This window comes from Enterococcus florum (genome assembly GCF_004309355.1).
Classification (GTDB): Bacteria; Bacillota; Bacilli; order Lactobacillales; family Enterococcaceae; genus Enterococcus_A; species Enterococcus_A florum.
In genome coordinates this window covers 74,903-97,666 of sequence record NZ_BJCC01000012.1, presented here as the reverse complement: position 1 = coordinate 97,666, position 22,764 = coordinate 74,903, and the positions used below count along the sequence as shown (strand labels likewise).

The window sequence follows — 22,764 nt, the reverse complement described above, 5'->3', positions numbered from 1 at the left end:
ATTTACTAATGCATTTCAATCCAAAATTAGGATTATTTTCTATTTTCGATCATGCAGTCCTTTTGCCTTTTGGATTTTTTTTAATTTATCTGGAGTAACATCCTTGCCGTCGGGATCAACGATTTTCATTCCTTCGATGTGATGGCGCATTCCCGAACGAAAAGAAGACAAGTACTCTTCACGCAATTGTTTTTGTTCGTTGGCTTCTGACTCGCTTAAGCCCTCTGTTTTCTTCTTTTTAGCTAGCTCATTGATTCGAGCGATCTTTTCTTCTGAGAGCATCTCAGCACCCCTTTCCTGTTCTATATTATACATTAAAAAAACGGATTAGGAAAAAATAAAAATGCGAACGCTTGTTTGATTTCTAGGTTTAGATATGCTAAACTAAAAAAAACGAGAAGAAGGTGTGGGTTTTGGCAAAACGAACAGAAACGAAACAATTGGAAGTGTTGCGTTTTATTCACGAACGTGTTGAAAATAAAGGATATCCACCAACGGTCAGAGAAATTGGCGAGGCAGTGAATCTTTCGTCTACGTCAACAGTTCACGGTCATCTAGCAAGACTAGAGAAAAAGGGCTTGATTCAGCGCGATCCGACGAAACCTCGTGCGATTGAATTGACGATCAGCGGATTAGAAAAAATTGGGGCTCAACCGCAGGTGATCCCTATGTTGGGAGTCGTTACTGCCGGAGAACCGATTTTAGCAGTAGAAGAGGCCTCAGATTTTTTCCCTGTTCCTCCAGATCTGTCCAGTGAGGACGGCAGCCTGTTTATGTTAACGATCCGCGGGGAAAGTATGATCAATGCAGGGATATACGACGGGGATCATGTGATTGTTCGAAAGCAATCGATCGCGACGAATGGTGAGATCGTGATCGCCATGACCGATGAAAACGAGGCGACATGCAAGCGATTCTATCGTGAAGCGAATCATATTCGACTGCAGCCGGAAAATGATGAGCTGGCTCCTATTCTTTTGGACAATGTTTCCATTTTAGGCAAAGTAGTCGGTCTTTATCGCAGCCACATTTATTAATCGGAGAAATCCGATTAATTTTTTTCTTTACAAATCGAACAAACATTCGTATAATAGAGATGCAAACACTTGTTCGTGTTTAGAAATAATAGAGGTGAATGAATATGAAAGCTGTCAGAAGATTTGGGTTAGTGATTGGTTTTTTATTGATAGGTTTGTTGATCGGTAAGTTAGGTGCAATGGCGACCGTGATTGTTTTTTCTGGTTTGTTTATCGTTTGGTTCATGCTCTGGGATGAAAGAAAATACGCACAGACCTATCATTACGAAGAGCTCGAGACTGAAGATGAACCTTACCGTCACGAACCAGCGAATGATTTCTATTATATCGATTCTTACGACTATCACGATACTCATTTTCATAAATCTGCATAGCAAGAAGCTCCCAGTCATTTTTTGACTGGGAGCTTCTTTTTGGTTAATAATCCATCAACGTTAAAATGTCATATCCGGCGATCTTGTCTCTGCCATGTAATTCCTCTAACTCGATTAAAAATGCACAACCGACAACGATTCCACCTAATTTTTCGATTAAGTCGATCGTCGCTTTGACTGTTCCCCCGGTAGCCAGCAAGTCATCTGTTACCAACACTCGCTGACCAGGTTTGATTGCATCTTTATGGATCGACAATGTATCCGTGCCATATTCCTTCTCGTATTCCACATCCACGGTTTCGCGCGGCAATTTATTAGGTTTACGTACAGGAGCGAATCCCACACCTAATTCAAATGCAACAGGACACCCCACAATAAAACCGCGGGCTTCTGGTCCAACCACCATATCAATCGACTTTTCCTTGGCGTAATGAACAATTTGTCTCGTCGCTTCCCGATATGCCTCTCCGTCTGCCATCAATGGAGAGATGTCCCGGAAGACAATCCCTTTTTGCGGGTAATCCGGAATACTAGCGATGTAATCTTTTAAATCCATTTCTAATTCCTCCTAGGTACGTTCAACCATCTTTTTTTGTTCTTATCCAACTGTTGACGACTCATTTTTCAACCAATTTCGAATGGTTTGAATATCACTTAATAATAAAAATTCTTCACTTTTAATCTGTTGCACGCGCCGTTTGTATAATTGACTTTCCTCAAAGGATCGTTGCTGAGGGGCAGCTACCATTTGCAAAACGCCGTCATCTATTGTAACAAAGTTTAGCTCAGAAAACACGTGAATCATAAAAATCAGCAGCTTTTCGGGAATCTTTAAGTAATTCGAAACAACTTTCAGCTTGTATCGAATATCTACACGCTGCTGTTTATAGAAAAACTGATACAATTGTTTAAATTGTTCACGTTTCGGCATCCCATTCAGATAGGCTTCATCCGCACTATACAGAAATAGATAAACTCGATCAAATGCCCCTTCGTGAAGAATTCTTCTCAATTCTTCTACGTTGCTTGGACAATCTAGTACCACTAGTTGTTGGTATCCAGCTGTGTTCACTGCTGTTTGTCCGTCAAAGACTACGACCTGCTCCCTGAGGTTTTCGGCAACAATCTGCTTGCTCTTTTCTTGAAAAGCCACATACATCGTTTTTCCGGTTTCTAAGGGCTGTGTCCAAGTATGCTTCGCACGGCGATCAATGACTTGGAGACCCTCCGAAGCGAAATCGAGCAGCTTCAACTGAACTTTTTTCTGTCCATTCCACTCATTGATCTCTAAATCGCCGACAAAACGAGTATCATCCTGCTGCATCTCCTCAATCTTTCCACCAAAATTGAATCCGATCGCATCCAGTTGCTGCCCATCCTTAGTTAACGAAAACTTCACATGCTGCTGTTCTGCACCGATCATTTTTAGATTGTTCAAAAAGACGCCTTCGAATAGAAAGTGAGGAACTGGATTATCTGTTCCGAAAGGTGCCAGCTTTTTCAGCTCAGTGATCAATGTCAATGTCGCTTCAGAGATTTTCAGCTTTTCATCGATCACTATTATCGAACCTTTATCCAAATTGATCTGGTTTTCCCGAACATACTGATTCATTTCAGCTTGCAAAGATTCAATCTTTCCAGCAGGAAGTGTCAGTCCTACTGCGGCAGAATGTCCGCCAAAATGAGTAAACAGGTCTCTCATAGTTGAGAGCATAGCAAAAAGATCCAAAGCCTCAGTGCTCCGTCCGGAACCTTTGGCACTGCCAGTATCATCGATTGCCAACACAATCGTTGGGCGTCCAGTTTGCTTCAAGATATTGCCGGCAACGATTCCTAAAACACCAGGGTTCCATCCGTTTCCAGCAATCAAATGAATTTCATGTTCAGGATTAACCATTGCCATAGCTTCATCCGTAATTGTTTGAACGATCGTTTTTCGTTCTTGATTGATTTGATCCAGACGTTTTGCCAAGTGTTCAGCGTTTTCCTCATCAAAAGTCGTCATCAACTCGATGGCTGGATTCGGGTCTCCTAGTCTTCCAATGGCGTTTAGTCGTGGTCCGAGACCAAAGCCAATGCTGGTTTCATCGATTTTTTGGCTATCTAAGCCGCTGACCTTCAATAATTGCTGAAGGCCGATCCGTTGATTTTGTTTGATGACTTCTAAGCCCAATTGTACAATTTTCCGATTTTCGCCAGTCATGGAAACTAAATCAGCCACAGTTCCAATACACGCCAGATCCAAAAGCTCTACGGGCGGTTCTTCCAATAATGCAGTAGCCAGCTTAAAGGCCACTCCTGCCCCTGCCAGTTCACCAAATGGATACTTTCCTTCTGGATGGCGTGGATGAACAACACAATAAGCCTTAGGAAGTGTTGGAGGCAATTCGTGGTGATCCGTGATGATCACATCTACTTGACGGGAGTTTGCGTAATCAATCGCCTCGTGTCCAGCAACGCCATTGTCTACAGTGATAATCAGTTGGATTCCCTCATCGATCTTTTCGGCAAACAGGTTTTTATTCGGTCCATATCCATGAATGAATCGATTGGGCAAAACCGATTGAACATCCGCTCCGAGCATTTCTAATGCTTCCAGCATGATCGACGTGCTGGTGATCCCATCTGCATCATAATCACCGTAGATCAAGATTCGTTCGCCGCTTAAGATCGCTTCTTGAATCCGTTCGACGGCTTTATCCATGTCATGCATCAAAAAAGGATCATACAAATCGTCAGCAGAAGCTTGCAGCATCTGATCAAATTCAATTTTTGTTTTTATTCCACGTTTCCACAATATTTCAGCAAACGCCTTGCTGTATCCAGCGTCTACAATCTCAGTTAAAAAATCAATGTTGGCAGGCTCGCTTTGCCGAAGCTGCCACTCGTACAATGATTTACTCAAAAAATCACATCCCAACCGTGCTATTATAGCAAAATTTTTGCCACAAAAAAAGAGACAGAGAACGTGCAGCTGATTGCACAGGTTCTCTGTCCATTCTATTCGAATCAATCAAAATAATCGATTGATCGGTCTGATGAAGGCTGTTTGTTGCCGGATAATTCAGCAATTTCTGCCTCCTTTTCTTTTAACAGACTTTCATAGTCCGCTCTGACTGTCGCCAGCTCATTTTCCTGTTGGCGAAAAAAGGCTTCTTTTTCCTCATGTAATGCTGTTTGGTTATTCGTTTCATATTGATCGATTTGGTTATGCAGCTGTTTGTTTTGTTTTTTCAGCCTGAAAAGAGCCGTGCTTGAGGTCAAGAAAACGATCAATGCACCGATCAACGCTGATCCGATAATTATCAGGATCAACGGACTATAAAAACGGGTAAATCCAAAACTGACAGGAACCTCTTGGTTGTTGAAAACCGCAAATAAAACGATCAGTAAAACCAGAATGAAGCCTAAGATGACTTTCCACTGTTTATTCATTCGAACACTTCCTATTTCATATCAAATAGATTTCCTGCCAAAAAATCACCGATGTTCGGGAAGAGCGCATAAAACCGATTGGCAACCTCCATCACACGTGGTCGATTGATTTCTCTTTTCGGTGATCCCATTGTTTTGACAATCGTTTTTGCCAATTTTTGAGGATCTAAAACGATCGATCCCAAGTTTTCGAGATAGCTTCCGCTTGGGTCCGCCTTGTCGAAGAATTCGGTTTCGATTGGTCCCGGATTGATCGTTGTTACATAGACGTTTGCTGGTCTCAGCTCCAAGCGCAACGCATTTGAAAATCCAAGTACTGCAAATTTAGTGGCAGAATAAACGGTTGATTTGGCAGTCGCCATTTTTCCAGCCATAGATGACACATTGAAAATATGCCCGGTTTTTCGAGCTACCATGTCAATTGCCACTCGCTGTGTGAAGTACATCATTCCCAGCACGTTGACTTCAAACATTCTGCGTGCTGTTTCTAGATCAAATGAGATGAAATCCTCAAACAGTCCAAAACCAGCATTGTTGACGAGTACATCAACAGCGCCGACCTCCTCAGAGATTTTATCAAGGACGCTTTCTACACTGTCGGGATCGGAAATATCCAATTGAAAAGCATACGCTTCTTTTCCGCTCAGCTCTTTGCAGGTTTCTTTTACTTGACCAATGAGTTGAATACGTCTGGCACAAGTAACAACGATCGCACCTTGTTTTGCTGCTTCATAACAGATCTGCTCTCCTAGTCCTGCAGACCCACCAGTTACTACGACGACTTTATCTTCTAAATTCATAGGCGTTCCTCCTTTATTGAAACGAAATATCGATGATGTCAAAATCTTTGACCAGTTTGGTCTCTGGGAATATTTCTTGTGCTTCTTTTTCTAGTTCCTTGGCGTCTTTTGCTAAATAACGAGCCGAAATATGGGTCAACAAAAGCTGTTTGGTTTGGGATTGCTTGGCAATCGTAGCTGCCTGTTGAGTCGTTGAGTGGAAATACGCTTTGGCCATCTTTTCTTCGCCTTTCTTAAAGGTGCTTTCATGCACCAGTACATCACTATTCAACGCTAACTCAATCGAGGTCTTCGTGTATCGTGTATCTCCTAAAATCGTAACGATCCGCCCTTTTTTCTCTTCACCAACGAATTCTCTGCCATCGATCATTCGCCCATCTTCCAAGACTACCGTTTGCCCTTGCTTGATTTTTCCATAGATTGGACCTGCTGGAACCCCTAGTTCAGCTAATCTTTCGACTTGAAGAGTTCCTTCATGGTCTGCTTCCACGACGCGATAGCCGTAGCTGTCGATTCCATGATCCAAAAGTCGGCACTCAACAGAGAATTGTCGATCCTTAAAGATGACACCCTCTTGAACTTCAATATAGTGAATTGGATAGGCCAGTTTCGTCTGTGTGACCTTCAAAGCGGTTTTAACAAAAAGCTCGAGTCCTGGTGGACCATAAAGCTCTAAGGCTTCTGTACCGCCTTGAAAGGATCGGCTGCTCAATAAACCCGGAAGACCAAAAATATGATCTCCGTGCAGATGTGTAATAAAAATCTTTTCAATCTTGCGAGGGCGAATTGAGGTATGCAAGATTTGCATTTGGGTTCCTTCTCCACAGTCAAACAGCCAAACGGCGTTCCTCTCTCCTAATAATTTTAAGGCGATACTGCTGACATTCCGATGTTTGGCTGGTACTCCAGCACCGGTTCCTAAAAATTCTAATTCCATAATCATCCTGACTTTCTTTTTAGCTACTCTTATTTTAGGTGAAAGTCAATCTTTGTGCAAATGGCTCTCATTTATGATGGATCAGAAGAATCGTTTTGTTTTTCCATTTCTTTGGCTTTAGCGACATCAGCTTCGACATCTGAATAAGACATTCGAGTGATCTCGCCGCCCAGTTCGTTCATGATCAATTGATTCAAAGGCCGATTGTCCTCTTCATCAGCGATTAATAATAACCCGGTATCTCCCTCTTGAATCTTGTCGATCAGGAACTCAAAAACACCTTGCGCTTCTCTAACTTCTTTCACGTCGCGTGATGCACCAATCACGCCACCAGTAAACCAGCCTAACAAGACGCCAACAGGACCACCTAGGATCCCTACCAACATTCCGATCAATCCGCCAGTTGCACTTTTGTTATTGCCTGTAAAATCAATGAAATCTTCAATTTGAAACTTATGTGTTCCATCGCTGCTATGTTGTACGACAGCCATTTGTTCTCCCTTGATCATCTGAGTAAGATGCAGTTTTTTAACCTTCGAAAATGCCTCATACGCTTGCGAACCTGTCTCGAAATTCATAATTATCACTCGTTTTTCCATTACTTATTCCTCCGTTCTTTTATGTTAGTGTATCAATAATTATTTTTTTTGAACAATGGAAACCCTTTTTACGTCAATAATAATATTATGTAAACAAAATAGATGTAAAGACTGTAATTCTATTTGCAGAAAGTTCTTTTTAGTGCAAGAACCTTTAAAAAACAAAAAAGAGGTTTTGACAACAATGATGTCACAGCCTCTTCAAAAACAGCATAATCGGTGTGACTGAAGCAGCTCTTTCGGAATTAAGCCGAATAATTGCAAAAAATACGAGAAGTCATTTTCGAATGATTCGGCTTATTCTCAGAGCTACACGCTTTTGCCACATCCTATTTTTAGTTATGAGTTAATCTACAAACTCAAACTCATACTTGTCGATACGCACAAGATCACCGTCTTTGGCACCGCGCTTTCTCAATGCCTCATCGACACCCATGGCCCTCAATTGACGGGCAAAACGCATCACCGTTTCATCATGGTCAAAATTGGTCATTTTGAAGAGTTTTTCCAATTTATCCCCTGACAGTACCCATGTTGCATCAGGTTCACGTGAGATCGTAAAGCCAGGATCTTCTGATTGGAACCCATAATTGACCGTTTCCTCTTCGATCTCTTCTTCATATAATGGGAATTCAGGTGTAATTTCTAATAAATCTGCCGTTGCACTCAGCAAATTATCCAATCCTTGCTTTGTGAAAGCCGAAATAGCAAAAATCGGAATCTCCTCAGCAAATTCGTCTGCTTTGTCTTTCTGCAGCTGTGCTTTAAATAATTCCAAATTTTCTTTGGATTCTGGCATGTCCATTTTATTGGCTACGATGATTTGCGGACGTTCCAGTAAACGGAGATTGTGAGAAGCAAGCTCATTGTTGATTGCAACATAATCCTCATAGGGATCCCTGCCCTCCATTCCGCTCATGTCAATGACATGCAGAATGACTCTCGTACGTTCAATATGTCTTAAGAATTGAGTCCCTAATCCGACACCTTGTGAAGCTCCTTCGATCAATCCAGGCAGATCGGCAGCGACAAAACTTCTGCCATCCTTCGTAGTCACCATACCTAAATTGGGCACCAAGGTCGTAAAATGATAGGCACCAATTTTAGGTCTTGCTGAAGAGATCACCGACAATATCGTAGATTTTCCTACTGAAGGAAAGCCAACCAGTCCAACATCAGCCAGTACCTTTAACTCCAATTCGATTTTACGTTCCTGACCGGGTTCTCCATTTTCAGCGATTTCCGGAGCTGGATTGCGTGGTGAAGCAAAACGGATATTGCCTCTTCCCCCACGGCCGCCACGCGCAACGATCAATTGCTGTCCATTCTCGATCAAATCACCGATCAAAGCACCGGTATCGGCATCGCGAATCGTTGTTCCAGGAGGCACTTTGACGAATGTGTCTTCTGCGCCTCTGCCATGCATGCCTTTACTCATGCCATTTTCTCCCGGGATCGCTCTAAAATGACGGTTGTAGCGAAAATCCATCAAGGTCCGTAGTCCTTCATCGACTACTAAGACGACATCTCCGCCACGGCCGCCATCACCACCGGCTGGTCCGCCATCAGGTACATACTTTTCGCGTCGAAAAGCCACCATTCCGTCGCCGCCTTTTCCAGCTTTGACGTCGATCGCTACCTGATCTAAAAACATAGACATTTTTTGTCCTCCTCTTTTTCAATGTATCCATCGGTATCTATTTTGAAATAGATTTTGATTATTTTTATTGACTACTGTATCTCCACATTAAACAAAAGTCTCCTTATTTTAGCTGTATTTGATCAGCTTGTCCATTCTTATAGTAGAAACTAAATCATTTCTTTGATTTCCTTATCCCGCCAGTCTAACAGAACAAATGCCTCCTTCAAGAGTTATCTTTTGACAAAAAAATCTGAACGGGGCAAAATGAGTTTTGTAAGGAATCATCCGCTTGTTTGGCTGATTCCGCTATAATAAAGGAGGAACTTTTGTTATGACAGTAAAAGTAGGTATTAACGGATTTGGACGGATCGGACGTCTTGCATATCGTCGTATCAAAGAAGTATCAAGTGATATCGAGGTAGTAGCAATCAACGATTTGACTAGTCCGACAATGTTGGCTCAATTATTGCAATTTGACTCAACTCATGGCACTTACCCAGGCACAGTTACTGCTACAGAAGATTCAATCGTAGTCGACGGTAAAGAAACACGAGTTTATGCAGAACCAGATGCAAGTAAAATCCCTTGGGTAAAAGAAAACGGTGTAGATATCGTTTTAGAATGTACAGGCTTCTATACCTCTGAAGAAAAAGCACAAGCGCACATCAATGCTGGCGTGAAACGTGTCGTTATCTCTGCCCCAGCTGGTGCAATGAAAACAATCGTATATAATGTCAATGATGACATTTTAACTGCAGATGACAAAATCATTTCTGCTGGATCATGTACAACCAACTGTCTAGCTCCAATGGCTTACTTCTTGAATGAAGAATTCGGTATCGAAGTTGGGACGATGACAACTGTCCATGCGTACACTTCCACTCAAATGCTGTTAGACGGACCTGTTAAAGGCGGAAACTTGCGTGCTGCTCGTTCAGCTGCTGACAACACGATCCCACATTCAACGGGTGCTGCAAAAGCAATCGGCTTAGTTATTCCAGAATTAAACGGGAAGTTGCAAGGACATGCACAACGTGTTCCTGTGGTGGACGGTTCATTAACAGAATTGGTTTCTGTTTTGAAAACAAAAGTGACGGCTGACCAAGTTAATGAAGCCATCAAAAAACATACAGTAGACAACCCTTCATTCGGTTACGATGACCGCGAAATCGTTTCTGGTGATATCATTGGAACGACTCAAGGCTCGATCTTTGACCCTACTCAAACAGAAGTGACTTCAGCTGGAGACTATCAATTGGTCAAAACAGTCGCATGGTACGACAATGAATACGGGTTTACCAGCCAAATGGTGCGTTTGCTAGAAAAATTTGCCAGCCTATAAAATGAAACAATGATTTTTAACGAGAGGACTTCGGTCTTCTCTTTTTTTGATTCTTTCAAAAAGTCTGAGAAAGTTCATAGGCACCTCGCTGCTTTTTTGATATGATAATAGGGTATGTAATTGAAAGGAGTTTTTTATGAGCACAAAAAAAGTATTGTTTAGTGCCGCATTGCTTTTATCTGTCGGGGTTTTCGCAGCATGCGGAAGTGATGATGATCAAACAGCGGCAAGTTCTACAGAGGAGACCACCACTTCCTCATCGGTGGATCTTAGCAAGGTCGATCTTCCGCAATTGAGCGATCAAGTCGCAGATAATGAGTACTTGGTGGAAATGGACACCACTGAAGGAGACATCCAAATTAGATTGTTCCCTGAAGAAGCACCAAAAACGGTCGAAAATTTTGTCACTCTTGCTAAAGACGGCTACTATAACGGGACGATCTTCCACCGAGTGATCAAAGATTTCATGCTGCAAGGCGGCGATCCTGAGGGTACCGGTATGGGCGGTGAAAGTATTTGGGGCGAACCTTTCGAAGATGAGATCTCTCCAAGCTTGTACAATATCCGTGGTGCCTTATCTATGGCTAACAGCGGCGAAGATACAAATGGCAGTCAATTCTTCATCGTACAAAACAATCAAGATATGAGTGATGGCTTAGCGATCCAATATACGCCAGAGAAAATTATCGAGGCGTACAAAAAAGGCGGTACTCCTCATTTAGATGGCAAGCATACTGTATTTGGTCAAGTCACTAAAGGAATGGATATCGTTGATAAAATTGCTGCAACCGAGACTGACGAAAACGATAAACCAACTAAAGAGATCAAGATCAACGGTATCAAAATCCTACAGGAACCAAAAGATGCAAAAAATACGGATAAATCAGCTGACTCATCTGAATCAACTGACGCTTCCGCAGAGTAAAAAAAACGAGCAAACCATACAGGTCTGCTCGTTTTTTAACGTTTACTGTTGTGTTTTATCTCCTACGATAAAAGTGAATTCACATTCTGTTACGTTCTGACCTTCCACCGTTGCCCAGGCTTTAGCTGTCCCCACTGATCCTTTGATTTTTTGAATATCAAAATTCAAAAACAATTGATCGCCTGGCCGAACAAATTGATGGAACACTGCCTGGTTGATTCCGCCAATGTAGGCTGTTTTTCCTTTGAAAGCTTCTGATTTGAGGATCAGCAGTGAGCCCGCCTGTGCCAACGCTTCGACGATCAACGTACCCGGCATCATTGGATCATTGGGGAAATACCCTTGAAAAAAATCTTCGTTCATCGTTAAGTTTTTGACTGCCGTAATGTGTTTTTCATCTTCAAATTCAGTTACCGCATCTAAATAATAAATCGGAAAACGATTAGGGATCGCTGCCATAATCTCTTCAACATTCATAATGACTTCCATAGTACACCTCGTGCTTAGTTTATTTGATAATCAAACTATCACAGAATCAAAAGTTTGGCAAGGTCTAATTCCTTAACAAAAAATTAGTTTGACATTCAAAGTTTTTTAAAACATAATATGAACATATAATAATTTAGGAGTGTGTCTTTACATGTCATTTTTAACGGATAAGCAAATCATCGTCACAGGTGTTGCTAATAAGAAAAGCATTGCCTGGGGCTGTGCCAAGGCAATCACTGAGCAAGGCGGAGACGTTATCTATACGTATCAGAACGACCGCATGAAGAAAAACCTGGTGAAATTAGTCGGAGAGGAAGCTAAAATGGTGGAGTTGGATGTGTCCACTGATCAAAACATCGAACAAGCCTTCCAATTGATCCAAGAGAATTATGGAAAGATCGACGGGTTGGTCCACTCGATCGCTTATGCGAATAAAGAAGAATTATCTGGCGGTGTTTCCGCTATTTCTCGAGAAGGCTTTTCAATGGCACAAGACATCAGTGCCTATTCTTTATTGGCTATCACAAAATATGCCTTGCCGATTTTAAATCAGGGCAGCAGTATCGTAACGTTGACTTATATGGGATCAGTACGCTCAATCCCTAATTACAATATGATGGGCATCGCTAAAGCTGCCTTAGAAGCTGAAGTTCGCTATCTAGCAACTGAGCTTGCCCCTAAAGGTGTAAGAGTCAATGCCATCTCGGCCGGAGCTATTAAGACATTGGCCGTAACTGGGGTAAAGGATTACCAAACCCTGCTTCATCTTTCTGAAGAACGAACACCTGATAAGGTCAGTGTGACCATTGATGAAGTTGGAAACTCGTGCGCCTTTTTATTAAGCCCATTGGCTAGCGGCATAGTTGGAGATATTATTTATGTTGATAAAGGGGTTCATTTAAGCTAATAAAAAATCTTTCCGCTTGTCTAAACGGAAAGATTTTTTTATTGAATGAGCTGCATACTTTGCTCATAAAGTTGTGTTGCAAGCCAAGGGTCGTTCGCTTTCCCTGTCGTTTCTTTGATCCTTTTTTGATAAAAATAGCAGCCGGTGATCTGACTGACCTGGGGACTTGTCGCCAGATAGATCGCCGTTTGAGCTCCTTGTGCTGAGGTTTGAAAAAAAGGCTTCAACACTTGATAAACCGCTTTTCCAAAACCAGTCTCCCGGCTTACTCCAAGATTGGTTGCTACCGCACCAGGATGCACAGCATTGACTGTGATCTGGGTATCCTTTAATCGACGAGACATTTCCTTGGCAAATAAAAGGTTGGCAAGCTTCGAACCTCCGTAATTCCCCCAAATCGTAAAATGCTGTTCTGATCGAAGATCAGTTAACACTAATTTTCCGAACTTATAAGCACCTGACGAGACCACAACGATTCTACCTTGTTCCGCTCTTTTTAGATTCGGCAGTAACAGTTGAGTTAGTAAAAAATGACCTAGATAATTGACACCAAACATTTTTTCGAAACCATCAATAGTCCATTCTTTCTTCGTAGTTACAACACCAGCATTATTTACTAGCACATCAATGCTCGGATACCTTCTGCTTATTTCACCAGCACCTCTTCGAATATCCGTAAGAGATCCTAGATCAATCACTACCAAGCTAACCTTGCCCGAGGCTTTTTCGGCTTCAATTTGTTCTTTAGCGAAATTCCCTTTTGCTGCCGAGCGGCACAGCATAATTACATGGAATCCCTGATTGTATAGAGCACGTGCTGTTTCAAAGCCCATACCAGAATTTGCACCCGTCACTAAAGCAGTTTTCATTGCGATTGCTCCTTTGAGTTTGATAAAGCTATCATCTCACACTTGACTGTTTTTTCTCAACTGATCCGACTATTGAAGAGCCTAAAAAAACTGCTCCAAAGTATCTGGAGCAGCAATACACTAATTTACTTCAAAAATCCAACCTTCTGGTGCGGGTACATCACCAAACTGAATTCCTACAAGTTCGTCATACAATTTTCTTGTTACAGGCCCAACTTCTGTTTCGCTGTAAAACACGTGGAAGCTGTCTTTGTACTGGATGCCGCCGATTGGGGAAATCACTGCGGCTGTTCCACAGGCACCTGCTTCAGAAAATTGATCCAGTTCGGTCAAATAAACATCTCCTTCGATCGCTTCCATCCCAAACCGATCTCGAGCCAATTCCAATAAGGAATATTTCGTGATACTAGGCAAAATAGAGGGCGATATCGGAGTGATAAATTGGTTTTCTTTGGTAATTCCGAAAAAGTTTGCTGAACCAACCTCTTCGATTTTTGTATGGGTCGCTGGGTCAAGATAGATGCAATCTGAGAAATTCTGTTCATGCGCTTGATGACCTGGCAATAGACTAGCCGCATAGTTACCGCCGACTTTCGCAGCCCCAGTTCCATAGGGTGCGGCACGATCGTAATCGGACACGATAAAATTCGTTGGAACCAATCCACCTTTGAAATAAGGACCGACCGGCATACAAAACACACTAAATAAGTATTCCGGAGCAGCCACGACTCCGATCGTATCACCTACTCCGATCAAGTAAGGACGAATATAAAGAGTCGCGCCTGTTCCGTAAGGGGGAACGTATTCTTCATTTGCTAATACCACTTGCTTTACCGCATCCAGAAACTTTTCTTCTGGTACTTCTGGCATACACATCCGCTGTGCACTTTTATTTAATCGCTTGCTGTTTTCGTCAGGTCGGAATAGATTGATTTTGCCATCTTTCCGTCGGTAAGCTTTTAGACCTTCAAAACATTCTTGCCCATAATGCAAACAGGTCGATCCTTCACTGATCGTGACTGTATTCTCTTCGGTAAGTTTTCCCTCATCCCATTGACCGTCTTTCCAATGTGACACGTAGCGGTACGGGGTCTTGATATAGGAGAATCCCAACTCTTCCCATTTTATGTTCACCACATTATCATCTCCTTCTTATATAAATGTTAGTCTACCACCTTGTGAAGTAAATGTCATGAAAAATTTCACCTTTTTTGGAATTTTCTGTCTTTTTCGTTTTTTTAGATAGTCGACAGATTTTTCATAACTTGTTAGAATGGATACACTGAGGAAAAAGGAGCGTTTTATGTTATTACTAACTGCACAAACAACAGATTCAAGCGGACTAAACGTTGTCGACCAGGCCACACAGCAACTGTCAGCCTGGCAAAGATACTGGGACTCCATCAACTGGGATGAAATCATCTCGCTATTGATCCAAAAAGGGATCACCCTGCTTGTAGTTTTAATCATTTTTGCGGTGATCAAAAAGGTTGGTAGTTTTTTGATCAATCAATCGTTTGAACGGCAAAAAAGAAAGATCGCCGGACCGACAACCCGCATCGAAACGATCCATACATTGTCCACCAATATTTTTTCATATACCCTCTTCTTCTTTTTTATGTACTCAGTTCTAGATACGCTAGGAATTCCTGTGGGCTCACTGCTGGCTGGAGCGGGAATCGCTGGTATTGCCATCGGATTAGGCGCACAAGGCTTTATGAATGATATCATTACTGGTTTCTTTATTATTTTAGAACAGCAGATCGATGTCGGTGATTATATTAAACTGGTCAATTTACAAATTGAAGGCACTGTGACCTCTGTTGGCATTCGCATGATTCAAATGAAGGCAGCAGACGGCACCGTTCATTTTGTTCCCAACCGCAATATCACTACCATCAGCAACCAGTCTCGTGCCCACATGCAAGTGATCATCGATGTACGAATCGTTCCAGAGGAAGGCTACGAAAAAATTATTGATCTGATTCAGTTGGTCAATGATTCATTGGCACAGAAATTCGAGGATGATATTTTTGAGGGTCCAACTCTTTTTGGGATGGTGGATTTAGGCAACAGTAATTATGGCGTACGAACGATCATGTATGTTTCTAACGGGAAGCAATTCAAGGTGAAGGAGGAATTCTTGGCAGCTTATGTAAGCAAGCTGAGCAGCAGCGGTTTTACGATTCCTAATGATCCCATCACTTTGAACTAGAAAAACAAAAGCAAAAAGCGAACAATTCGGGTAGATTGTTCGCTTTTTTTTGTAGTGAAAGCCCCTCTGAGCTCCTGGTTGTTTATCTAAAAGACAGCTGATTTTCAAGGATGCAGCACCCATCGTACTCAACGTTTTTCAACTTTTGACTCTGCGAGGTCATTTCTGTCGTATCATCAAAGAAACCCGAAGGACGCATAATCCTTGTAGGATTGATCTCAATTATGAGGCTATTCCCTTTTAACTATGCCATGAGCTGAGCCTCACCCAGAAATGCCTTTGGTGATTAAACCGTAATTCCTGATAGTTCCATGTATCTCCTTCTGTTCATATTGTGTCCAGCTATGAGGGTGTATTTAAAAGGACATATCAACAATAAACACTTTCTAGTACCTGCAGTCTCTTGGAACATAAATAAACCCATTCGACAGATAGAGCTGAATGCTTACTACCTACCGAACGGGTTTAAAAAGCGTTTATACCCTTTATTTTGCTAGTCCTGCTGGAAAAACCAATTTCTCAGTAGGAACTCTCTTTTTATCCAACTCATGAAACGTACGGTTCACGGCCTTTAAAATTTCTCTGCGTGTGACGATTCCTTTGAAAATATTATGTTCATCCAGTACGGGCAAGAAAGGTGCATCCACTAACAAGTGAAGCAAATCCTCCAGTTCACAGCCCTCTCGAACAATTGCAACATCTGTATCCATCACATCGGCAACAGAAAATTCACTTAGATTGGTTGTATCGATCCCATCAATCTCCAACATTTTGTTGACAACATCATTTAAACTCAGCAGTCCCACAAAATGATCTCCTTTATCAAGCACAGGAATTTTGGAGTATCCTGCTTTTGACAATACTAAAAATGCATGTTCGAGAGGATTTCCCGACATTACATTTGCAACATTCTCTGCAGGGATTATCATAGAAGATTTGTTCTCAAGCATTAATTCTTCAACAGCTCGGCTGATCATTCAACGGCCTCCATTTCTACTTTCCACTCTATATTTTACCGAATTTTACAGAAAGCATTACGTAAATCGCTCAATATTAAGCAAAAATTAGAATCTATTTGGCAAATGTAGCTGCTAATTCCTCCACTGGCTGATGTGCTCGATTGTAATATTGAACTTGATAGCAATCTTCTGTGCTTTCGATGATCGCATAGCTGGGTATTTGAATGGGACCTCTTGGTTGAGAGATACTTCCAGGATTTACAAACAAAATTCCTTGGTCCATTTCCGCCACAGCCTGATGGATATGACCGAATAGAGCGATCGTTGCTCCAGCTTCCTGAGCTTGCAGAGAAAGCATCGTCAATCCAAAACGGACGTTTGAACGATGACCGTGAGTCATATAAATGCGATCTGTTCCAACCGAAGTTATCTGCTCCTCTTTATACCCAGCTACATAATCGCAATTGCCTTTTACAACGACAAAGGAATCCCATAAGCTGTCTTCTGCCGGAAGCTCCGAATCTCCGCAGTGAAACATGCGATCTACCTTCCCTTGAAATCGTTCAACTAACTCCACTAATATTTGACGATCCCCATGATTGTCACTGACGACTAAATATTTCATACCTTTTCTCCCTCTAGCCAAGCTTTCCATTCTTTTTCTAATTTTCTTACTGCCTGTGCACGATGACTGATTTTATTCTTTTCTTCGCTGGTCATTTCCGCAGCCGTTTTATTCAACTCTGGCACAAAAAAGAGCGGATCATATCCGAACCCATTCTCTCCGTAAGGAATCCGACCGATTCTTCCCGACCAATCGGCCTCTACCACTAAGCTATTTTTCTGTGGTGCGGCAAAAACCAACGTGCAGTGAAAGTGAGCAGTTCGTTGTTCATCAGGAACATCTGTCAGCTCATGCAATAATTTGGCATTGTTCGCAGCATCGCTTTTGCGTTCACCAGCAAACCGTGCAGAATAGATTCCAGGAAGACCGTTCAGCGCATCAACCACCAGACCTGAATCGTCGGCCAACACCGGCTGCTGCAAAAGCTGAGCAATCGTTTCAGCCTTGAGACGGGCATTTTCTTCAAAGGTCTTGCCAGTCTCTTCGACTTCTTCCAGTTCTGGATAATCCCTTAATGTTTTGATTCGATAGCCCTCTTTAGCAAATAGAGCCGCAAATTCTTTTGCCTTGCCAGCGTTATTCGTGGCAATAACGATGGTTTTTTCATCTGGTTGAATCTTAGGTTGGAGCAAGGCTTCTTTTTGATAAGCGATCAATTCGGCAATAGCTGTTTTGCCATGCAAGATCAATGCATTTAATTGATCGTCATTAAAAGTTGCTTCTTCTCCAGTACCTTGGATTTCAACGAATCGGCCAGACTCTGTCATAACAAGGTTCATGTCTACAGCCGCCGCAGAATCTTCCAAATAATCCAAATCAGTCACGACAGTCTCATTAGATAAAATTCCTACACTGATGGCGGCAAGATGCTCGTTGATCGGGTCTTGCAGCAGTTCTCCGCTGGCTAAAAGCTTGTTCACAGCTAATCGCAATGCAACAAATCCACCTGTAATGCTGGCTGTTCGTGTGCCTCCATCTGCTTGAACAACATCGCAATCGACGACGATACTGCGTTCCCCAAGCTTTTCGAGATCGATCACTGCTCGCAAGGAGCGTCCAATTAAGCGTTGGATCTCCATCGTCCGTCCTGAGAGTTTTCCTTTGGCGCTTTCTCGGCGATTTCTTGTATTTGTTGCCCTCGGCAGCATACTGTATTCTGCGGTTACCCAACCAGTTCCCTGTCCTTTTAAAAAAGGAGGGACTGATTCTTCAACCGTTGCAGAACAAATCACTTCTGTATCTCCAAAAGCGATCACGACCGATCCTTCGGGATGTTTATACACATTAGTTTTGATTTGAATTGGACGCAGCTGCTGACTGCTTCTTCCATCATGTCTCATTTATTCTCCTCCTAAATGGATATGTTCGACCTGTAAAGTCGTGAAGCTCAGCCACTCACTAGCAATCTCTTGGAACATTTTTGGTGAGCCGGTTGTATAAAAACGGCAGGTCTTCTTTTCATTGCGTTCAAAATTGTTTAAATCAAAATAATCCAGCATTGTACTGACATCATTGACCGTTTCAGCCCCAGAATCGATCAGTACTGTGTCCTTGCCCATCACGTTTTGAATAATGGGACGCAGGAGCGGATAATGCGTGCAGCCCAAAATTAGAGTGTCTGGCTTATCTAGTAATAAAGGCTTTAATGTCTCTGCCACAACCTTTTTAGCGACAGCACTTTTGTATTGATTGCTTTCTACGACGGTTGCAAACTTTGGACAGGCTAAGCTATAGACGGTAACCTCTGGAGCCTTGCGATGCAGTTCCCTTTCGTAAGAGCCGCTTTTGATCGTTCCAGTCGTTCCAATAACAGCAATCTCTCCTGCCGTGCTGGCCTTTAACGCAGATCGAGCCCCAGGTTGGATCACTCCGATCACTGGGATAGAGACCGTCTTTCTGATCTCCTCCAATGCCACAGCCGTAGCGGTATTGCAGGCAATCACTAGCATTTTGATTCCTTTTTTGATCAAAAACTGAGTCATTTGCCGGGTAAATTCAATGACTTGTTCTGCAGGACGGGGCCCATATGGACAACGAGCTGTATCTCCAACATATAAAATATTCTCATTTGGCAGTTGGCGCATGGCCTCCTTGACGACGGTCAATCCGCCAACACCAGAATCGATAAACCCAATCGGGCATTCATTTGACAAATTTTTTCATCCTATCTTTTCCATGTATCTTCTTATTTTCTACTTTTTGAACGAATTTTTCAAGCCTAAGATTGTTTGCCTTAGTTAGACCGGCATAATCGGTTAAAAATTGGACAAGGTCCTAGCTAACGACACTCGAGAAAAAAGCGAAATAAGACCAAACGGCATCCACACATTGATTTACGAAGCAAATCGACACGATTTCAGCAGAACTCCTGCTTGAAAATCCGTTGATGATTCCATCATGAAGAATAGACGAAGGCACAGAAGAATCAGCGCTTGCTGCGCGCTGACTCTTCTGTGCCTTTTGACAAATTCGAACAGATTGTTTAATAATTGTAATTTCTCGTTTCCAAATATCTGGAGGCAAGCGACAATAAGTAACAAACAACAAAATACATCGCTGTCATTGCAACAAACATTGGAATCACATAATTAGTATTTTGACCATATACGATTCTCGCATTATGCATCAACTCTGGCAGCGAAATAATCACAGCTAATGAAGTATCCTTGATCAATGAGATCAGTTGGCTTAAAATCGCAGGCAGCATAGATTTAAGTGCCTGCGGCAAAATGATGATCGCTAACGTTTGGACATACGTCAACCCTGAGGAAAGCCCCGCTTCTGTCTGACCTTTTGGAACCGCGTTTAGTCCTGCCCGGAAAATTTCCGAAAGCATCGCGGATTCGAAAATGGTTAAGGCTGCAACAGCTGCCCAGAAAATATTGAGTTTGATCCCTATCTGCGGCAACGCAAAATAGGTGAAAAAAATGATCAACAATAAAGGCAGGTTGCGAATGATGTCAATGACAATTCCCAAGGCCTTTGATACAAAAGGAATGCCGCTATATCGAATCGTACCAGCAACCCCGCCCAAAATCATACTAAAAATGATCGAAAGAATGGACACTTGGACAGTCACCCAAAGTCCGTCTAAAAGGAATCGTATGTTCATCCAAGAAAATGCTCCGCTAAAATCCATTTCATCCCTTCCTTTCTAGACGCTTGCCCAGTTTTTATCCAAATAGTTCATTAGATAAGAAAGCGGCAAGGTTAAAATCAAATAAAATACGCCAACGATGATATACGTATCAAATGTATTAAATGTTGTGCTGGCAATCAGATCCCCTTGATACATCAAATCAAGTCCTGCGACCATTGCCAAAATCGATGAATTCTTAATCAGATTGATGAACTGATTTCCCAATGGAGGAATCACGATCTTAAACGCTTGAGGCAACACAATGTAACGTAGAGTTTCGCTATATGAGAACCCGGAGGAGAGTCCTGCCTCCATTTGTCCCTTTGGTACTGTTTGAATCCCTGAACGAACAGTCTCAGCAATAAAAGCGGAGGTGTAGATCGTCAAGCCGATCGTTCCAGCCTGAAACCCGTCAAATCCATACCAGTACAATGGGACGACAACATAAAAAAACATCACAATGATCAAAAGCGGAATATTTCTAAAAAAAGCAACATAGGCCTTTGCCAAATTACGAATAATCACATTGTTTGAAAGTTGCAAGATCGCCATCAAAGTACCGATGATCAGACTAAAGATCAAAGCCAATAGACTAGCGTAGATCGTGAATTTGAATCCTTCGAAAAATTCCGTTGAAAAGGTATTAAATAGTTCAATCATTCAAAGCTCGCTCCCTTCTCTGCTTTGCCGTCTGAAACGCCAGGGAACCATTTTTGATAGATTTTGTCGTAAGTGCCGTTATCATGCATTTCTTCTAATGCTTGATTGACTTCTTGCAAAAAGTCATCCTGTCCCTTATTGATCGCAACCCCATAAGGTTCTTTCGTAAACGTTCCGCCTACCAACCCATAATTGTTATTTTCTGAAGCCATCCCCAATAGAATGGCATTATCCGTGGTCATTGCATCTCCCTGACCTGATTGTAAAGCGGTGAAGGCTTCTGCGTAATTTTCCAATTCCAGGATATTTGCGTCTGGCGCATGTTCCCGGATATTGATTGCTGAAGTAGAGCCTTTTACTGCCAATACCGTATCATCTGCCGTCAAATCCGTAATATGCTGAATATGACTGCCCTTTTTCACCAACAACGATTGACCTGCATCAAAATAAATATCGGAGAAATTGACCTGCTGCAGACGTTCTTCGGTGATCGTCATTGTTGCGATGATCGCATCGATGTTCCCATTCTTTAATAATGGGATTCTCGTCTTCGAAGTCACTTCAACAAAATCAGCTTGGCCTTCTTCACCGAGGATTTGTTTAGTGATTGCACGAGCGATATCGATATCAAAACCTTCGACTTCTCTGGTTTCAATGTTCATCATGCCAAAAAGTCGAGTATCGTATTTAACGCCCCATGTGATCACTGGCTCTTCTTCGATGCGCTCAGCGATGTTCACATTGGCGACACTGCCTCCTCTACATCCTGACAACCCGACCATGGCGAGTAGAACCAGGATTAAGAAGGAGACTTTCTTTTTGAAATTGGACATAGTCACCCTCCTAATGATTGATTACTTTGCTGACAAATTGTTGTGCCCGCACCTCTTGTGGTTTTTCAAAGAACGCTTTGACATCCCGTGTATCTTCCAACACTTCTCCTTCAGCCATGAAAATAATTCGATCCGCCACTTCTTTTGCAAAGCCCATTTCATGGGTAACAACAATCATAGACATGCCATCTTTTGCGATTTTTTTCATGACATTAAGGACATCACCGATCATCTCTGGATCAAGGGCTGACGTCGGCTCATCAAAGAGCAGTAGGTCCGGGTTCATTGCTAGGCCTCTGGCAATCGCGATACGTTGCTGCTGCCCCCCAGAAAGCATGGAAGGATGAGAATCCTTCTTATCTAACATATCAACACGATCCAAGAGCTTCTCTGCTCTTTTTACCGCCTCTGCTTCTGGCTGCTTTAAAACTTTGATCGGCGCCAAAGTGATGTTCTCTAAGGCCGTTTTGTTAGGATACAAGTTAAAATGCTGGAACACCATACCGATTCGTTTTCTGATGTCCTTCAATTTCACTTCTTTGCTATGTAAGTTTTTTCCATCAACTAACAGTTCACCAGAAGAGATCAGCTCTAACCCGTTGATGCAGCGCAGCATCGTACTTTTTCCAGAGCCGGAAGGGCCGATCACCACAACTACTTCGCCTTTTTCAAAGGTTAAATTAATATCTTTCAAGGCATGAAACTTTCCATAGTATTTTTCTACATGTTTAAATTCAACCATCGACATGTATGAACACCCCTATTCTCTTAATATTCTCTAATTTTTGGACCGCGAGTCTAATTATATGCTAAGTTTTTTTGGTTTGTAAAGAAAAAAATCCGGAAATGAAAAAACATTTCTTAGTTGGTTACAAGTAGATGTAATGTTATGTAACACGACAGTTTGATTACTGATTTATTGATGGCAGTTGTTTATTTTGTCAAAACAAGGTACTATTTCAATGTAGGTCTTTGAC

At 42.2% G+C, this 22,764-nt stretch carries 25 protein-coding genes; 6 read left to right on the top strand and 19 right to left on the bottom strand.

Annotation, left to right across the window (positions count from 1 at the left end; genetic code table 11):
- Positions 1-39: 39 nt before the first annotated feature.
- The gene (locus tag NRIC_RS07650) at positions 40-282 is read right to left on the bottom strand and encodes a DUF896 family protein (protein ID WP_146622111.1); all 243 of its coding nucleotides are present in this window, start codon (positions 280-282) and stop codon (positions 40-42) included.
- A 131-nt stretch (positions 283-413) separates the two neighbouring features.
- Here NRIC_RS07650 and lexA point away from each other — a divergent pair, with 131 nt between their 5' ends.
- Together lexA and NRIC_RS07640 are read left to right on the top strand one after the other, a co-directional pair.
- Positions 414-1,037, top strand: coding sequence for a transcriptional repressor LexA (gene lexA, locus NRIC_RS07645; protein ID WP_175580024.1), 624 nt, complete (start codon positions 414-416; stop codon positions 1,035-1,037).
- A 104-nt stretch (positions 1,038-1,141) separates the two neighbouring features.
- Positions 1,142-1,411: a hypothetical protein gene (locus NRIC_RS07640; RefSeq protein ID WP_146622109.1), complete on the top strand. Its 270-nt coding sequence runs from the start codon at positions 1,142-1,144 to the stop codon at positions 1,409-1,411.
- A 43-nt stretch (positions 1,412-1,454) separates the two neighbouring features.
- Here the strand turns inward: NRIC_RS07640 and NRIC_RS07635 are convergent, their stop codons facing one another.
- The 7 genes from NRIC_RS07635 to obgE form a co-directional block, all read right to left on the bottom strand.
- Positions 1,455-1,967, bottom strand: coding sequence for an adenine phosphoribosyltransferase (locus NRIC_RS07635; RefSeq protein ID WP_146622108.1), 513 nt, complete (start codon positions 1,965-1,967; stop codon positions 1,455-1,457).
- A gap of 42 nt (positions 1,968-2,009) precedes the next feature.
- Positions 2,010-4,316, bottom strand: coding sequence for a single-stranded-DNA-specific exonuclease RecJ (gene recJ / locus NRIC_RS07630; RefSeq protein WP_146622107.1), 2,307 nt, complete (start codon positions 4,314-4,316; stop codon positions 2,010-2,012).
- A 104-nt stretch (positions 4,317-4,420) separates the two neighbouring features.
- Positions 4,421-4,846, bottom strand: coding sequence for a LapA family protein (locus tag NRIC_RS07625; RefSeq protein ID WP_146622106.1), 426 nt, complete (start codon positions 4,844-4,846; stop codon positions 4,421-4,423).
- Positions 4,847-4,857: 11 nt separating this feature from the next.
- Entirely contained in the window at positions 4,858-5,646 is a 789-nt protein-coding gene (locus NRIC_RS07620) for an SDR family NAD(P)-dependent oxidoreductase (RefSeq protein ID WP_146622105.1), read from the bottom strand.
- A gap of 13 nt (positions 5,647-5,659) precedes the next feature.
- The gene (gene rnz, locus NRIC_RS07615) at positions 5,660-6,583 is read right to left on the bottom strand and encodes a ribonuclease Z (protein ID WP_146622104.1); all 924 of its coding nucleotides are present in this window, start codon (positions 6,581-6,583) and stop codon (positions 5,660-5,662) included.
- 71 nt (positions 6,584-6,654) lie between these two features.
- Positions 6,655-7,182: a DUF1269 domain-containing protein gene (locus tag NRIC_RS07610; RefSeq protein WP_146622103.1), complete on the bottom strand. Its 528-nt coding sequence runs from the start codon at positions 7,180-7,182 to the stop codon at positions 6,655-6,657.
- A 346-nt stretch (positions 7,183-7,528) separates the two neighbouring features.
- On the bottom strand, positions 7,529-8,842 hold the full coding sequence (obgE, locus tag NRIC_RS07605; protein WP_146622102.1) for a GTPase ObgE: 1,314 nt from the start codon (positions 8,840-8,842) through the stop codon (positions 7,529-7,531).
- Positions 8,843-9,155: 313 nt separating this feature from the next.
- Here obgE and gap point away from each other — a divergent pair, with 313 nt between their 5' ends.
- Positions 9,156-10,166 carry a type I glyceraldehyde-3-phosphate dehydrogenase gene (gap, locus tag NRIC_RS07600; RefSeq protein ID WP_146622101.1) on the top strand — a complete coding sequence of 337 codons (1,011 nt, stop codon included), beginning with the start codon at positions 9,156-9,158 and terminating at the stop codon, positions 10,164-10,166.
- A gap of 136 nt (positions 10,167-10,302) precedes the next feature.
- Positions 10,303-11,091, top strand: a complete 789-nt coding sequence (locus NRIC_RS07595; RefSeq protein WP_146622100.1) for a peptidylprolyl isomerase — start codon at positions 10,303-10,305, stop codon at positions 11,089-11,091.
- Positions 11,092-11,133: 42 nt separating this feature from the next.
- Here NRIC_RS07595 and fabZ read toward each other — a convergent pair whose 3' ends face one another.
- Entirely contained in the window at positions 11,134-11,580 is a 447-nt protein-coding gene (fabZ, locus tag NRIC_RS07590; protein ID WP_146622099.1) for a 3-hydroxyacyl-ACP dehydratase FabZ, read from the bottom strand.
- Between the two features lie 151 nt (positions 11,581-11,731).
- On the opposite strand from fabZ, the gene fabI reads away from it, so the two are divergent.
- Positions 11,732-12,487 carry an enoyl-ACP reductase FabI gene (fabI, locus tag NRIC_RS07585; protein WP_146622098.1) on the top strand — a complete coding sequence of 252 codons (756 nt, stop codon included), beginning with the start codon at positions 11,732-11,734 and terminating at the stop codon, positions 12,485-12,487.
- 38 nt (positions 12,488-12,525) lie between these two features.
- Here the strand turns inward: fabI and NRIC_RS07580 are convergent, their stop codons facing one another.
- Positions 12,526-13,356, bottom strand: coding sequence for an SDR family oxidoreductase (locus NRIC_RS07580; RefSeq protein ID WP_146622097.1), 831 nt, complete (start codon positions 13,354-13,356; stop codon positions 12,526-12,528).
- A 120-nt stretch (positions 13,357-13,476) separates the two neighbouring features.
- Entirely contained in the window at positions 13,477-14,493 is a 1,017-nt protein-coding gene (locus NRIC_RS07575; protein ID WP_175580023.1) for a branched-chain amino acid aminotransferase, read from the bottom strand.
- 166 nt (positions 14,494-14,659) lie between these two features.
- Here NRIC_RS07575 and NRIC_RS07570 point away from each other — a divergent pair, with 166 nt between their 5' ends.
- The gene (locus NRIC_RS07570) at positions 14,660-15,571 is read left to right on the top strand and encodes a mechanosensitive ion channel family protein (RefSeq protein ID WP_146622095.1); all 912 of its coding nucleotides are present in this window, start codon (positions 14,660-14,662) and stop codon (positions 15,569-15,571) included.
- Between the two features lie 485 nt (positions 15,572-16,056).
- On the opposite strand, the gene cbpB is transcribed toward NRIC_RS07570, so the two are convergent.
- The 8 genes from cbpB to NRIC_RS07530 all read right to left on the bottom strand — a co-directional run bounded on the left by cbpB (position 16,057) and on the right by NRIC_RS07530 (position 22,535).
- The gene (gene cbpB / locus NRIC_RS07565) at positions 16,057-16,548 is read right to left on the bottom strand and encodes a cyclic-di-AMP-binding protein CbpB (protein WP_146622094.1); all 492 of its coding nucleotides are present in this window, start codon (positions 16,546-16,548) and stop codon (positions 16,057-16,059) included.
- 94 nt (positions 16,549-16,642) lie between these two features.
- Positions 16,643-17,155, bottom strand: coding sequence for a metallophosphoesterase (locus NRIC_RS07560; protein ID WP_146622093.1), 513 nt, complete (start codon positions 17,153-17,155; stop codon positions 16,643-16,645).
- The gene (gene rph / locus NRIC_RS07555; RefSeq protein WP_146622092.1) at positions 17,152-18,495 is read right to left on the bottom strand and encodes a ribonuclease PH; all 1,344 of its coding nucleotides are present in this window, start codon (positions 18,493-18,495) and stop codon (positions 17,152-17,154) included. The genes NRIC_RS07560 and rph overlap by 4 nt, the downstream gene beginning before the upstream one ends.
- Positions 18,496-19,308, bottom strand: a complete 813-nt coding sequence (gene racE / locus NRIC_RS07550; RefSeq protein WP_146622091.1) for a glutamate racemase — start codon at positions 19,306-19,308, stop codon at positions 18,496-18,498. It abuts the gene before it with no gap.
- Between the two features lie 329 nt (positions 19,309-19,637).
- Positions 19,638-20,294 carry an amino acid ABC transporter permease gene (locus NRIC_RS07545; protein ID WP_146622090.1) on the bottom strand — a complete coding sequence of 219 codons (657 nt, stop codon included), beginning with the start codon at positions 20,292-20,294 and terminating at the stop codon, positions 19,638-19,640.
- Positions 20,295-20,309: 15 nt separating this feature from the next.
- Positions 20,310-20,954 (bottom strand): amino acid ABC transporter permease, encoded by a 645-nt coding sequence (locus NRIC_RS07540; RefSeq protein ID WP_146622089.1) that lies wholly within the window; start codon positions 20,952-20,954, stop codon positions 20,310-20,312.
- On the bottom strand, positions 20,951-21,787 hold the full coding sequence (locus NRIC_RS07535) for a glutamate ABC transporter substrate-binding protein (protein WP_146622088.1): 837 nt from the start codon (positions 21,785-21,787) through the stop codon (positions 20,951-20,953). Before NRIC_RS07535 ends, NRIC_RS07540 begins: the two co-directional genes overlap by 4 nt.
- A 10-nt stretch (positions 21,788-21,797) precedes the next feature.
- The gene (locus NRIC_RS07530) at positions 21,798-22,535 is read right to left on the bottom strand and encodes an amino acid ABC transporter ATP-binding protein (RefSeq protein ID WP_146622087.1); all 738 of its coding nucleotides are present in this window, start codon (positions 22,533-22,535) and stop codon (positions 21,798-21,800) included.
- Between the last annotated feature and the right edge of the window lie 229 nt (positions 22,536-22,764).

What these genes read in the sequence shown, in the direction of transcription:
- NRIC_RS07650 (WP_146622111.1), bottom strand. Translation starts at nt 282, where the DNA reads ATGCTCTCAGAAGAAAAGATCGCTCGAATCAATGAGCTAGCTAAAAAG.
- NRIC_RS07640 (WP_146622109.1), top strand. Translation starts at nt 1,142, where the DNA reads ATGAAAGCTGTCAGAAGATTTGGGTTAGTGATTGGTTTTTTATTGATA.
- NRIC_RS07635 (WP_146622108.1), bottom strand. Translation starts at nt 1,967, where the DNA reads ATGGATTTAAAAGATTACATCGCTAGTATTCCGGATTACCCGCAAAAA.
- NRIC_RS07625 (WP_146622106.1), bottom strand. Translation starts at nt 4,846, where the DNA reads ATGAATAAACAGTGGAAAGTCATCTTAGGCTTCATTCTGGTTTTACTG.
- NRIC_RS07620 (WP_146622105.1), bottom strand. Translation starts at nt 5,646, where the DNA reads ATGAATTTAGAAGATAAAGTCGTCGTAGTAACTGGTGGGTCTGCAGGA.
- rnz (WP_146622104.1), bottom strand. Translation starts at nt 6,583, where the DNA reads ATGGAATTAGAATTTTTAGGAACCGGTGCTGGAGTACCAGCCAAACAT.
- NRIC_RS07610 (WP_146622103.1), bottom strand. Translation starts at nt 7,182, where the DNA reads ATGGAAAAACGAGTGATAATTATGAATTTCGAGACAGGTTCGCAAGCG.
- obgE (WP_146622102.1), bottom strand. Translation starts at nt 8,842, where the DNA reads ATGTCTATGTTTTTAGATCAGGTAGCGATCGACGTCAAAGCTGGAAAA.
- gap (WP_146622101.1), top strand. Translation starts at nt 9,156, where the DNA reads ATGACAGTAAAAGTAGGTATTAACGGATTTGGACGGATCGGACGTCTT.
- NRIC_RS07595 (WP_146622100.1), top strand. Translation starts at nt 10,303, where the DNA reads ATGAGCACAAAAAAAGTATTGTTTAGTGCCGCATTGCTTTTATCTGTC.
- fabZ (WP_146622099.1), bottom strand. Translation starts at nt 11,580, where the DNA reads ATGGAAGTCATTATGAATGTTGAAGAGATTATGGCAGCGATCCCTAAT.
- fabI (WP_146622098.1), top strand. Translation starts at nt 11,732, where the DNA reads ATGTCATTTTTAACGGATAAGCAAATCATCGTCACAGGTGTTGCTAAT.
- NRIC_RS07580 (WP_146622097.1), bottom strand. Translation starts at nt 13,356, where the DNA reads ATGAAAACTGCTTTAGTGACGGGTGCAAATTCTGGTATGGGCTTTGAA.
- NRIC_RS07570 (WP_146622095.1), top strand. Translation starts at nt 14,660, where the DNA reads ATGTTATTACTAACTGCACAAACAACAGATTCAAGCGGACTAAACGTT.
- cbpB (WP_146622094.1), bottom strand. Translation starts at nt 16,548, where the DNA reads ATGATCAGCCGAGCTGTTGAAGAATTAATGCTTGAGAACAAATCTTCT.
- NRIC_RS07560 (WP_146622093.1), bottom strand. Translation starts at nt 17,155, where the DNA reads ATGAAATATTTAGTCGTCAGTGACAATCATGGGGATCGTCAAATATTA.
- rph (WP_146622092.1), bottom strand. Translation starts at nt 18,495, where the DNA reads ATGAGACATGATGGAAGAAGCAGTCAGCAGCTGCGTCCAATTCAAATC.
- NRIC_RS07545 (WP_146622090.1), bottom strand. Translation starts at nt 20,294, where the DNA reads ATGGATTTTAGCGGAGCATTTTCTTGGATGAACATACGATTCCTTTTA.
- NRIC_RS07540 (WP_146622089.1), bottom strand. Translation starts at nt 20,954, where the DNA reads ATGATTGAACTATTTAATACCTTTTCAACGGAATTTTTCGAAGGATTC.
- NRIC_RS07535 (WP_146622088.1), bottom strand. Translation starts at nt 21,787, where the DNA reads ATGTCCAATTTCAAAAAGAAAGTCTCCTTCTTAATCCTGGTTCTACTC.
- NRIC_RS07530 (WP_146622087.1), bottom strand. Translation starts at nt 22,535, where the DNA reads ATGTCGATGGTTGAATTTAAACATGTAGAAAAATACTATGGAAAGTTT.